General features: G+C 56.0%; 6 protein-coding genes. 2 read left to right on the top strand and 4 right to left on the bottom strand.

Features of this window, described 5'->3' with window-relative positions; all coding sequences use genetic code 11:
• Window positions 1-16: 16 nt before the first annotated feature.
• The gene (locus AC4LF3_RS22355) at window positions 17-1,975 is read right to left on the bottom strand and encodes a methyl-accepting chemotaxis protein (RefSeq protein WP_491836767.1); all 1,959 of its coding nucleotides are present in this window, start codon (window positions 1,973-1,975) and stop codon (window positions 17-19) included.
• Between the two features lie 214 nt (window positions 1,976-2,189).
• Between AC4LF3_RS22355 and AC4LF3_RS22350 the strand changes: the two genes are divergently transcribed.
• The gene (locus AC4LF3_RS22350; RefSeq protein ID WP_491836766.1) at window positions 2,190-2,687 is read left to right on the top strand and encodes a hypothetical protein; all 498 of its coding nucleotides are present in this window, start codon (window positions 2,190-2,192) and stop codon (window positions 2,685-2,687) included.
• A 155-nt stretch (window positions 2,688-2,842) separates the two neighbouring features.
• On the opposite strand, the gene AC4LF3_RS22345 is transcribed toward AC4LF3_RS22350, so the two are convergent.
• A complete protein-coding gene (locus AC4LF3_RS22345; protein WP_491836765.1) occupies window positions 2,843-4,720 on the bottom strand; it encodes a sigma-54-dependent Fis family transcriptional regulator in 1,878 nt (625 codons plus the stop codon).
• A 523-nt stretch (window positions 4,721-5,243) separates the two neighbouring features.
• On the opposite strand from AC4LF3_RS22345, the gene AC4LF3_RS22340 reads away from it, so the two are divergent.
• Complete coding sequence (locus AC4LF3_RS22340) at window positions 5,244-7,079, top strand: NAD(P)-binding domain-containing protein (RefSeq protein ID WP_491836764.1); 1,836 nt, start codon at window positions 5,244-5,246, stop codon at window positions 7,077-7,079.
• Window positions 7,080-7,403: 324 nt separating this feature from the next.
• Here the strand turns inward: AC4LF3_RS22340 and AC4LF3_RS22335 are convergent, their stop codons facing one another.
• Both AC4LF3_RS22335 and AC4LF3_RS22330 read right to left on the bottom strand, forming a co-directional pair.
• The gene (locus AC4LF3_RS22335; protein ID WP_491836763.1) at window positions 7,404-10,685 is read right to left on the bottom strand and encodes a type III effector HrpK domain-containing protein; all 3,282 of its coding nucleotides are present in this window, start codon (window positions 10,683-10,685) and stop codon (window positions 7,404-7,406) included.
• A gap of 466 nt (window positions 10,686-11,151) precedes the next feature.
• Window positions 11,152-12,309: a glutathionylspermidine synthase family protein gene (locus AC4LF3_RS22330; protein ID WP_491836762.1), complete on the bottom strand. Its 1,158-nt coding sequence runs from the start codon at window positions 12,307-12,309 to the stop codon at window positions 11,152-11,154.
• Window positions 12,310-12,315: the final 6 nt, after the last annotated feature.

Raw genomic sequence — 12,315 nt, 5'->3', positions numbered from 1 at the left:
CGATTACACGTGCGGTTTACACCAACCTGAACCGACCTACCAGCTTTTGCTGGTGCTCAGCCAGACGCGCCAGCTCCAGACTGGTTGCGGCAGTCTGCTCGGCACCTGCGCTGACTTGGATAGCCACATCGTTGATCTCCACGATGTTGCGGTTGATGTCCTCCGCTACGGCGCTTTGCTCTTCCGCAGCCGCAGCAATTTGCAGGTTTCTATCGTTGATACTGGCTACGCCCTCGGCAATCCTGGTGAGCATATCACCGGCCCGCTCGATGTTGGAGGCGCCTGCGCGAGCCTTGCCTACAGTCTCCTGCATCGATTGAGTAGCGCGATCAGAGCCTGTCTGCAGGTTTGCAATCATCTGCTGAATATTGCCAGTAGACTCTTGTGTCTTTTGAGCCAGCATACGTACTTCGGAAGCCACCACCGCAAAGCCCCGACCGTGGTCGCCGGCCCGCGCCGCTTCGATGGCTGCATTGAGCGCCAGCAAATTGGTCTGGTCCGCAATGCCGCGGATCACATCAAGCACCGTGGAAATGGAGTCGCTTTCTCGCTTCAGGTCGCTGATGATGGCTGCGGTCTGATCGGCCTGCGCAGACAGTTCGCGTATGACACTGATCGTGCTTTCCACTTCACGTCGCCCCTGGCTTGTGCTCTGGTTGACCTCTTGTGACATGCTGGCGGCATCGCTGGTGCTCTGAGCCACCTCCCGCACGGTCGCGCTCATCTGGTTGATCGCGGTGACAACAAGCTCAGTACCCTGGCGCTGGCGCTCAATGCTCTTGCTGGTCTGAAGTGTGACCGCTGAAGACTCTTCCGCGGCCGTCGCAACTTGCGTGGTGGCGTTACCAATCTCTTGAATCACCTGACCCAACTCGTCAGCCATACGATTGAGGTTATGGGTAATCTCGCCAAATTCGTCCTTGCCCTTGTAATCGGATCGCGCAGTAAGATCGCGTTGCGAAAGTGCCAGCAGCGCATTGTTCACCGCTTTTACGGCAACGCTGATGTTGCGAATGATCAGGTAGGACAGCACCGAGACGACCAACAGCGCAAGCACTGCGACACCCAGCGTTGTCCACAGAACGGCTGACGCATGATGCTGCGCCTTGGCCGCCAGGGCGCCCACCTGCTGTCCCAACTCTTCCTCTACTTCACCCATCAGATCGATTCGGCTCGTCGAAGTTTTGAACCATCCTTCGGCCGACACACCCAGTGACTGACCGATCGGCGTCTCGAATGCCAGACGCTGCAGACGTGCGACCTCAAGCGCGCTGGGCTGCTGCATCTTTTCATCAAGCTTGCGCACAAGCGCCTCAGACGCGTTACGTCTGAAGGCCTCGGAGTAGGCGGAAAACTCACCCAGGTTACGGCTGAAAGCTGATAGCAGATCAGAATCGAACCGATCCTGGTTGAACACGACACCTAGCATGGCCCGCTCACGACCTGCCCGCTCCTTCATCTCGATGAATTCATTAAGCGAGGATAACGCTCGGGCAAGCGATGGCTCATTCACATTGTGCTCCAGTGAATGAGTGAATCCAATCAGCGTTTGAATGACTTTGGTAAACCGCGAGCCTGATTCACGGTTGGTGATGCCCAGCGTATCGATCTGGTCACGGGTGGCTTTCAAACCATCCAATCCAGCCATGGCATCGCGAATCTCACTGGCGCTTCCAGAAAGCGCGCGCAAGGCCGCCATAGCTTCATCCGTCTGCTGACGCATGCGAGGCAGCATATCCCGCATTGCATTTCCCTTGCTGCCCAGATAAACACCGCTTGCGCCGCGCTCACGCTGCAGCACAGTAATTAACTGACTTACCTTCTGGGCAACCGTGCTCGCTTCCACCGTTCGATTCATCTCCTGCAAGGTCTGGTAGCTATCAACCACCTTCGCCGTCGCGAGCCATAGGAAGCCGAGAAGTGGGCATATGAGAATCAGCAGAAGCTTGAAACCCAACGGGATGTTTCGGAGCACGATGTTCACCTCAGAGTCTGCTTCGATATCAATGGTACGAAGCTCAGTCGATTACCTGCCGTCGTGCTTTTATGGCTGCACGTTAAGCAGGATGAGCGCAGCCAAAGGCTGCCCTTGCAAGGCATCACATTCTCTATCGAACCGATAGAAAAAATCTTTAGAAAGAATATGTGTCCAAGCCCTATAACGCTCGATGTCTGTATCGGCGGATAATTTGCGCGTCTGGCTCGTGCGCCATAGCCTTCAGCCGGAGCTTGCATTGATGATCGGGGAAAACGATATGCTCCGCATGGCCGCCGACGAGATGACTGACCTGTTTCCCTGGAGTAAACCACCGACGATGTCGAAAGCCAGGAAAGTACTGTTGTTGCTCATGATTGTGAGCGCTGCCCTGGGTTATCTCGGGCTTCGTGCCGCTTCAACTCCGCGCGAGGCTCAAGCGGGAACTACTGATGTCGCTCAGCGGCAGCAACTGATTCATGCACTTGTCTCGAACAAGAAAAGCCCTATCAAGGAAGCCCGCTGGGTTACACCGTCCCTGCTGCAGATAGGTGTTGTCGATGATCATACCTTGCAGTTCCGGCTGGCCGAATCCGTTTGCCTGAGTGCCAAACAGTACGGTACGCCCGCAAAGCTTGTCAGAGTGGTGGATGCAGCAAAACTGAGGCAAGGTGGAAAGCTGGTAGAGCTTGGGCAGGCCGCTTGTCAGTAGATAACCTCGTGAAGGTCGTATAGACGAGAAAGCCAACTCTCAAGCGTGCCCCGATCAACACAATCGGGACACGGCGAATCTGGAATGCTGAGCCGTTTAATATAGCCGTTAATCGGCCTGGTGCCTTCCGGTTGATGTGAGAGATGCCACCTTAATTAACGGTTGATCAGCCCGTATTTACGGAGCTTGCGGTACAACGTATTGCGACTGATACCGAGCCGCTCAGCCACATGCCCCCGATGCCAGTGCTCAGCCTGCAAGGCTGCAACCAGGGCATCACGCTCCGCTGTCCCCAAAGGGTTACATGCATTTTCTGCAGGTGTCTCCAGCGGCAGCACGGCTGCCACATCCCTGAGGCCGATCCAGCACCCTTCGCTCAAGGCTACAAGCGTTCTCAACAGGTTTCTCAGCTGACGAATATTGCCGGGCCATGGCTGCGCCAGTAGCGCCTGCCTGGCTGCCGGTTCCACTCGAATTTCTTTGCCACGAGCCTCTTCTCGGAGCAGATGATCGATCAGCTCAGCCTTGTCGCTTCGTTCTCGCAAAGGCGTCAGGGTGACTTGCAGGCCAGTCAGGCGGTAATAGAGATCTTCCCGAAACTGACCCGCCGCCACCAGCGCCTTGAGGTCTCGATGGCTGGCACTGATCAGGCGAATATCAAGCGGCTGTGGTACGGTACTTCCCAACGGAACGACATGACGCTCCTCTAGAACACGCAGCAGCCGGGTTTGAAGGGCAAGCGGCATATCGCCAATTTCATCAAGGAACAGGACGCCGCCATTGGCATGCTGGAGCTTGCCTGCCATGCCCTCTTTACGTGCACCGGTAAATGTTCCGCCGCAATAACCAAACAGCTCGCTCTCGATCAGCGCCTCGGGAATGGCCGCACAGTTGAGTGCGATAAATGGCTTGCCTGCACGTGAACTGGCACGGTGCAGCGCAGTAGCGAAAGCCTCCTTGCCAGTCCCGGTCTCCCCATAGAGAAGAACCGGCACATCATGCTCCAACACCTTGAGCGCCCGATCGAACGCCGCATGTAGTGCATGATCGGCGAGACATAGCCCCTCGATCTTTGCGCGGCGAACCGGCGGAGGCGTTACAACCGTACGCAGCTGTATGCCCCGTACCTGTGCATGAAGCAGCACGCCACGCAAAGTGCATATCGACCAATAGGTACTGGGTTGTGGCTGCGCATAGGCCAGGAGTTCATCGAGTCTAATGTCGAGCACGCCTTCCAGCGACTGACCCAGTAACGCCTCCCGGCGGGTAGCCAGTAGGTTCAGGGCAGGCTCGTTAACCGCGGTAATCCGGCCCCCTCCATCGAATGCCAAGAGCCCCTCGCTAAGCAGACCGAGAAACTCGGGCTGGGTATGGAAGCGCAGCAGGTAGTCCTGCTTACAGTGCTGCAGGAAAAAGCCATTTTCGATCAGTTTTGCCGAAAGTGTCGTGAGCGCCATCGTATGAAACTGGCTCTGCCGCGATTGCTGCTCGCGAACCGTAGAAACATTGAGTACCGCCTGGAGGCTTCCGGCCGGATCAAAGACGGGCATCGCCGAGCAAGTCAAACCCGTATGGCGACTGCGAAAGTGTTCCTCTCGAAAAATCGTGATGGGTTGGCGCTCAACCAGACAGGTACCCACCCCGTTGGTCCCCTCGATATCTTCGTTCCATACCGCACCAAGCCACAGGCCAGCACGCTCGAGCAGAACTTGCTCTGCCTCATGGAAGACGCTTTCAATCACCACGCCCTGGGCATCGGTCAACAAGATCGTGTGTCCTGCCCCGCCCAGCTGCTGGTAAAGGGTGTTCATCTGCCCACGGGCCAAGCCAAGGAGGTTACACAGCGGCTCTCGGTGATCAACCAAGCGCGGCTGCTCTATGACGCAAGGTGCCTGGGGACTGGCAGGATCCAGCTGGTAGTGCTCAAGGCAGCGCTGCCAGGAGCGTACGACAACCGGGTCTGTAGAGCCTGAAGGCAAGCTGTCTTGTGCTTTTGAAAAAGGAGGTATTGAAGTATGAGGCCTTTGGGACATTCTTGTTGTTCTCCCCTATGCAGGCGGCAAGATGCAACGTTCAGTGTAGGTCATTCAAGCCTCCAAGGCCGGTAGGCCAGAAGCGGTACAAAATGTCACCCCTTAGGCCAGGACCGATACACGGGCTGACCTGGGATAGCCGCAACCGTATCGGCAACACCACAGCAGGTAAGCGTTTTCCAAACCTGGCCTTATCCTTGCTCCACTCTCCTATGTATTCCCCTGCACAACAACAACGATCAGGAGAGTCCATTCATGCGTTACGCCTTTTTCTGCAGCAGGAACGTTTTCGCCCTGCCATACGGTACGCCAAGGCCATCCATTATCGATTCAAGGGAGCAGCACGCTACGCCCGCTGAACAATCCCTCCTACGCCGGCGTGCCTGGTACCGGGAAGCCCTCACCCTCTTACCCGTTGCACGGTTTAACTAACCCCGTCACGACAGACCTGTTTGAGCCGACGCGGACTTGCCGACCCGGGGCGGACTGCGCACAACAACAATTAGTCCGGGAGGAGACACCTATGAATATTCATATTGATCCTACAGCCGTATCGCAAGCGCAATCCCCCACAGCCCAGCTCTCCAACTGGATAGAGCGCTTCGGCAGCCGCCTTGCTGCACGAGACATCGATGGCACACTTGAGCTGTTTGCCGATGACTGCTACTGGCGTGATCTGGTGCTGTTCAGCTGGAACCTGATTACGCTGGAGGGCAAAAACGCGATTCGTGAAATGCTTGAGGAGCGCCTCGAACAGACCCAACCTGATCACTGGACACTGGAGGGCGAGGCGACTCTAACCGACGGTGTACTCGAAGGCTGGATCCGTCTGGAAACAGACGTTGCCCGTGGTAAAGGTTATGTGCGACTCAAAGACGGGCTGTGCTGGACACTCCTCACCACCATGCGTGAACTCAAAGGGTTCGAGGAGCCTTCCGGGCGGCGTCGCCCCATGGGTGCAACGCATGGACATGGTCATACCGACAAGCGCAACTGGCTGGAAAAACGCCGTGACGAGGAGGCAGCCCTAGGTATCACCGAACAACCCTATTGTCTGATCATCGGGGGTGGGCAAGGCGGTCTGGGGCTTGCCGCACGGCTCAAGCGCCTTGGCGTTCCTACCTTGATCGTCGACAAGGCTGAACGACCGGGCGATCAATGGCGTGGTCGCTACAAGTCGCTTTGCCTGCATGATCCCGTCTGGTACGACCACATGCCGTATCTGCCCTTCCCTGATCACTGGCCCGTCTTTACGCCCAAAGATCAGATCGGCGACTGGCTGGAGATGTATTCCAAAGTCATGGAGCTCAATTACTGGGCAAAAACCGAATGCGTCAAAGCCTCTTATGACGAGGCTGCGCGGCAATGGACCGTAGAGGTGGTACGTGACGGCAAACCGATTACGCTTAAACCTACCCAGCTGATTCTGGCAACCGGTATGTCGGGTGTGCCCAATATTCCCGTTTACCCCGGCGCTGAGACGTTTGCCGGGCAGCAGTATCATTCCAGCCAACACCCAGGAGGCGATGCCTGGCGTGGCAAACGAGCAGTCGTTATTGGGGCCAACAACTCGGCCCATGACATCTGCGCCGATCTTGTGGAAAACGGTGCGGACGTCACCATGGTGCAGCGCTCCAGCACCCATATCGTACGCTCCGATTCGTTGATGGAAATCGTCTTCGGCCCCCTCTACTCCGAGGATGCCCTTGAGCAGGGAATCACGGCAGACAAGGCCGACATGCTGTTCGCTTCCCTGCCCTACCGTGTGCTGCCTGAATTTCATCGCAAGGCCTTCGACCGTGTTAAGGAACGAGACAAGGACTTCTATGAGCGGTTAAGCGCAGCCGGTTTCATGTTGGACTTCGGGGACGATGAGTCCGGCCTCTTCCTCAAATATGTTCGCCGCGGCTCAGGCTATTACATTGATGTTGGGGCGTCGGAGCTCATCGCCAATGGCACTATCAAGCTCAAGAGCGGGAAGGGACTGGGCGTCGATCATATCGAGCCAGACGCCGTAGTCCTGACCGATGGTAGCCGATTACCGGCTGATCTCATCGTCTATGCCACCGGCTACGGCTCGATGAATGGATGGGCCGCCAAGCTGATCTCACAGGAAGTGGCTGACAAAGTAGGCCGGTGCTGGGGGCTTGGGTCAGGTACCACCAAGGACCCAGGCCCATACGAGGGAGAGCTGCGTAATATGTGGAAGCCTACCCAGCAAGACAACCTCTGGTTCCATGGGGGCAATCTTCATCAGTCCCGACATTATTCTCTGTATTTGGCTCTCCAACTCAAGGCACGCTTCGAGGGGCTGAATACCTCGGTCTACAAACTTGCGCCAAGCTACCACAAGGGCTGATCGGCTTGCGCCAATCGTTCAACATTGCGGTCTTGCATGCTTTCTCCAGGCAATGTGCAAGACCGTCTCACGATACGCCGGATATCCGTAGGGCGCTTGAAAATGCAGATCAATGCAGGTGTCCCTGTCATGCTCTTGACTAGCAGCTTGTCCGGACTGGTCGGTGCCACTTATATAGGGGGTAGATGATTAGGCCGCAGGGCATAACGCCGCTACAGGCGGGCGTCAAGTAAGACAGGCAGCAAGACGGGCCTTTCCCTGGCCCGCCTTGCTGTTTTGCTATGAGTCGCAGCTCAGTCCTTGATTCAACTCATCGCTATTCGCTTACGCCAGTTGTGTATCGAGGTTGGCACCATCCCCCTTGTAATCTTCATGCTCGACGTCGTCAAAACCGGGCGACGGCAAATGCCCTCCGTCTGCAAAGAACTCATATTCCTCTTCACGGTACTCGAAGATACTGAGATCTTCCGGTGCGTCACGCTGGCCGTAGTTGTACATATATTCATCCAGAAACTCGAAGCGCTGTTTGCCATCGGCGGTGAGCAGGTTCTGATCATTCAGATCGTTGATCAGGCTTTGCAAATCTTCGCGATGAGCATCCATGCGGTTGTTGTGCTTGATGTCCTCGACGATCAGGAAGGGCGTCAGCGCCACCGTCAATGCTGCGCCAACCCATAGGAGCGGCCCCGCCAGGGCACGAGCGGCGTTGGCTCCCATGACCGCGGCCATTTGTGCGCCGCCACCGGCAAAGTTGAAGGCGCCCGCAGCAACAGTAATAGCACCCTGCGCCACGGCGACCTTGTCATTGCTGTTAAGACCTGACTTGATCTTCAAGCCACCCAGCACAATGTCAGCGACCCCGGTGAAGGTATTAGCGCCTGCATCCATGACCCGCAGGAATGCCGAAACGCCACGGCTGGTAGGGGTGCTGCCCTTGAGCCCCGGATTTTTGGCAAAGCCGTCACGGAAGCCTTCGTTCAGCGTTGTCCATTGCTCCGGCGTCAGATCCATTTTTGCTGCCAGCTTCTGCTGATCGGGAACAGGGGCCGCATCAATCGCTGCGTTGAAGCCTTCATAGATCTTTTTCAGATCACCCTCCACAAGGCTCAGGTTTCTGCCAGAACCTTCCGGTACATCCTTACCAAAGATCTGCGGCAAGGACTTGTCCAACCCCATCATCTGGTTGATCTTGGTCCCCCAGATGCTATCGACGATATTACTGCCCAAGTTCACAAAGTGCTGCCCTGCGCCCAAGACACTGACAAAGTCTTTTGCAATCGCCAGGCGCTCCTCTGGAGTATCCGCCAGCGTGCCGCCCTTGCCTGCAATCTGGTAAATCCCGGAAGCCAGGGAAATCAGACCGCCTGCAGACCCCAACGCACCGTTGCTGTTGAGCTCGGTAATGGTTTTGAGCATGCTGCCATGGGCGCCCTCACCCAAGGTCTTGTAGACGTCTTTGCTCATAACCTTGTTGATGTCATCCGCCGTCACGACCCCGTTCTTGCTAAAGGTCGCCCCCAATTCCTTGAGTGCTTCGCCAAATGCTTTTGCAGTCTGCTTGTTACCCAGGAACTCCTGTACGAAGCGCTCGGTTTCCACGGTGCGCCGCGATAGGTCGATGCCGCCTTTTTTCAGTGCGGTCAGGAGCGTCTTGATGGTGTCCTGGGTAGCTAGAACTGTGTTTTCGTCGTTGATTCCCGAGGGATCGGCCAGCAGCTTGTCGAGATCAATTGTCGTGGCGTCAATCATCATGTGCTGGGAAAACTGCGCAGCCTTGTCCGGGTCGAAGGCCGCCAGCGAAGCATAGGTCTTGCCGATGTCAGCCTCCGCCAGTTCATCCTTGCCATTCTTCTTGAGTTCGGCGATATAACGCGAGTACTCCTCGGAGAAGGCCATGGTCTCGAGTTTTTCGCGCACCGCGTCCTTGTTTGGCAGTGCGTCCAGGGCCTTACTTTGTTGAGCCTGGAAATCCTTCTGTACGCTTTCCGAGCCGAAGAGCTTGCCGACCTGTTCGTCCACCTTGGCCTTATCAATGATGGAAGACAGGTCTTTACCGCTCACCTTGGCTGTACCCTGTCCCATCGACATGTCCAGCACGACCATGTCCAACCCGTTCTCGCTGGCGCTCTGAGCACGCAAGGCGTTATAGAGCTTGGCGCGGTCATCGTCCTTGGCAATGCTGCCGTTGTCGATTCCCTTTTTCCAATCGGCGAGCAGGTTCTGCCACGTCAGTTCGCTCACGGTAAGTTTGCGGTTCTTGTCCGCTGGATCAGTTGTGGTGGTTTCCAGGTTGGCGACATCCGTTTCGGTATCTGGTGGCAGGCCTGCACTTTCGCGTGCAAAATCGATTTTCCCTTCTTCGGTAAGCTCTGGCCCCTTGAGATTGGAGAAACCGTACTTGCCAAAATCCTGAAGTCGGCCGGCTTCAGTGCCATTTTCTGCTTCGCCGCCCTTGGTGATGCCATTGATCTTGCCATCGCCAATATCGCTACCAGAAAGAACCTTGCCTTCACCGTCGTAGCGCTCGATGTGTTCGAGCACCTGTGAAGCCCGGTAGGCTGCATCGGCATCTTTTTCAAAATCGCCGACTCGCTCCTTGAGCATATCCTTGATGCCACTCTGGTTTCCCAGATTCTTGAGTAGCGGATCGCTGTCGATAATATGCTGGGCCGAGCGCTTATCGTTCGGAGGCAGCTCCCATACGATGCCTAGCTTCTCGGCCTGCTCACGGGCCTGCTTGTCACCCGCTACCGCTGCAGGGTCCTTGAGCTCACCTTTCAGGCTAGAAAAACCGTACTTACCAAAATCCTGCAGCCGACCGGCTTCAGTGCCGTGCTTCGCCTCACCACTCTTGGTAAAGCCGTTGATACTGCCATTACCCACGTCTTTTCCGGCAATCTTCTCACCAGAGGCGTCCAACGTTTCTACATGCTCCAACACTTGTGCAGCCCGGTAGGCTGCATCGGCGTCCTTTTCAAAATCACCTACCTGCTCCTTGAGCATGTCCTTCACGTTGCTCTGGTTGCCCAGGTTCTTGAGCAAGGGATTGGAATCAATAATGTCTTGCGCGGAGCGATCATCACCTTCCGGCCGCTCCCAGCGGATACCCAGCGCTTCTGCCTGCTCGCGAGCCTTATCGTTATTACCAGCTAAAGAGACCTGATGGAGCTCGCCCTTCAAAAAAGAGAACCCATACTTGCCAAAGTCTTGTAGGCGGCCAGCTTCAGTACCGTGCTTTGCATCGCCCCCTTTGGTGAATCCATCGATTCGATCATTATCGACATTGCTGTCACCGATGATGCGATTGCCGTTTTCATCGATCTTCACTACGTGCTCAAGCACCTGGACAGCCCGGTATGCGGCGTCAGCGTCCTTCTCAAAATCGCCCACCCGCTCCTTGAGTTTGTCCTTCACCCCGCTCTGGTTGCCCAGATGTTTGAGTAGCGGACTGTCATCAATGATTTCCTGCGCCGAACGCGTATCGTCCTTAGGGCGTTCCCAGCGGATGCCGACCTCCTTGGCATCTTCCACTGCCTGATTCCAGGCTTTGTCTGACTCCGAGCCTGCTGGCGGGTTATCGTTATTACTTACAGCCTTGACGGTCATTGCCTATTCCTTCTTATGGTGGACCAGACAAGTCAGTGACTACATGAGCTTACGTAAACAGGCCGCAAAACTCCCTACTGGTTAGACTGGGCATGGATGAGGTATGGCTATAGGGTTCGGCCTCTCACCAGGATGCTATCGTCAATACATAACGAAGCACCCCGAGCCAGATGCCGGCTCCGACAAACCTCGCCTATCAAAAACCTTCACGATGAAAATACAATGACACTGCTGATTGCCGAGCACAGGCAATACCGCAGATAACGGCTAAGTTCCGTCGCTTAGAGAGGATTTTTAGAAGCAGGCCTGTAGGCTGAGCGCTGCAGACAGAGATGTAACAAGCAAATGATGGCCGGGTACTAACAGGCTTATCCTGCGTAACCTCTGGATGGAGCCATAAAGAAGGTTCAGTGCGATACCAGCAAGCGGCGCAGTCAGTGCCACGCCGGGTGGGTTATAGCCGCTATCAACCCAATACCACGTGCGGTAAAAACCGGCTGGAGTCCTTGGTAATAAGGCTGTCATCTTCTCTGATGCCGATACCCGAAGCTACATCGGCAATCACCCAGGAGCCGATTAGGGTGTAACTGTCACCAAAGCGTGGGAGCGGTGAAAAAGCCTGGAGTATGTACGGCGCGTCCGTATAAGGACCATCCTCCCTGACAACCTGATCCTCATCGGTGCGGATTTCAATGTTGGCACCCTCCCGCGAAAAGAAGGGTTTGCGCACCCAACCTTTGGGAACCGGCTTTGCTGGATCAGCATCGACCATGCACGGCAGCAGATTGGGGTGTCCCTCGTTGAATCGCCACAACAGCGGCAGAATACCCTTGTTGCTGATCAAAGACTTCCAGGCGGGCTCCACGAACTGCGTATCACATCGTGGTACGGCCTTGCCAAACTCTTCGTTGAAGATATGCTCCCAGGCATGGAGCTTGAAGAGCCGCTCGATCCAACGTCCTTCAAGGTCTACGAAACGCCCCTCAGCCGTCAGCCCGATATCCTCCACATTAATATGCCGCGCATCGATTCCGGCGTGTGCCGCCATTCGACGCAAGAAATCTGTCGTACCGCGGTCCTCGACCGAGCCCGACATGGCCGAAAAATAGAAAGCCCCACCGACAGGAAATGCAGCAAAGGCACGTACCAGGTCTTCGGCGATGGTATTGAACTGATTTGCCTCAGGCGGCAACACACCACGGGCGATCTGATCTTCAAGCCATAACAGCTGCACGGATCCTGCTTCAAGCAATGAGGTAGGCGTATCCATGTTGGCTTCCAGCAGTTTGGCCGGCCCGCTTCCGTCGTAGGCAAAATCGAATCGCCCATACAAATGCGGGTGGCCTTCCTTCCATGAGCTGCGGACCAGATCGAAAAAGGCCGGGGGAATGGCGAGACCTTCGAGCAGCTCTTCGCTGTCGACAACCCGGTCGACGACATCCAGGCACATCTCATGCAGTTCCCGGGTCGGCTGCTCCAGATCGAGGGTGATCTGGGCCTCGGTGAACTGGTAGTAACCCCGTTCATCCCAATAGCGCTCGCCATCGATCGTGTGAAAGTTGAAGCCTTCACGCTCCAGGGTCTCGCGCCAATCCGGGCGCTCTTCGATGCTGATCTTTTTCATGCTCGA

The organism is Pseudomonas sp. C2.3V, assembly GCF_058536325.1.
This window is presented reverse-complemented; position numbering and strand designations above follow the sequence as displayed.

What these genes read in the sequence shown, in the direction of transcription:
- AC4LF3_RS22330 (WP_491836762.1), bottom strand. Translation starts at nt 12,309, where the DNA reads ATGAAAAAGATCAGCATCGAAGAGCGCCCGGATTGGCGCGAGACCCTG.
- AC4LF3_RS22340 (WP_491836764.1), top strand. Translation starts at nt 5,244, where the DNA reads ATGAATATTCATATTGATCCTACAGCCGTATCGCAAGCGCAATCCCCC.
- AC4LF3_RS22335 (WP_491836763.1), bottom strand. Translation starts at nt 10,685, where the DNA reads ATGACCGTCAAGGCTGTAAGTAATAACGATAACCCGCCAGCAGGCTCG.
- AC4LF3_RS22345 (WP_491836765.1), bottom strand. Translation starts at nt 4,720, where the DNA reads ATGTCCCAAAGGCCTCATACTTCAATACCTCCTTTTTCAAAAGCACAA.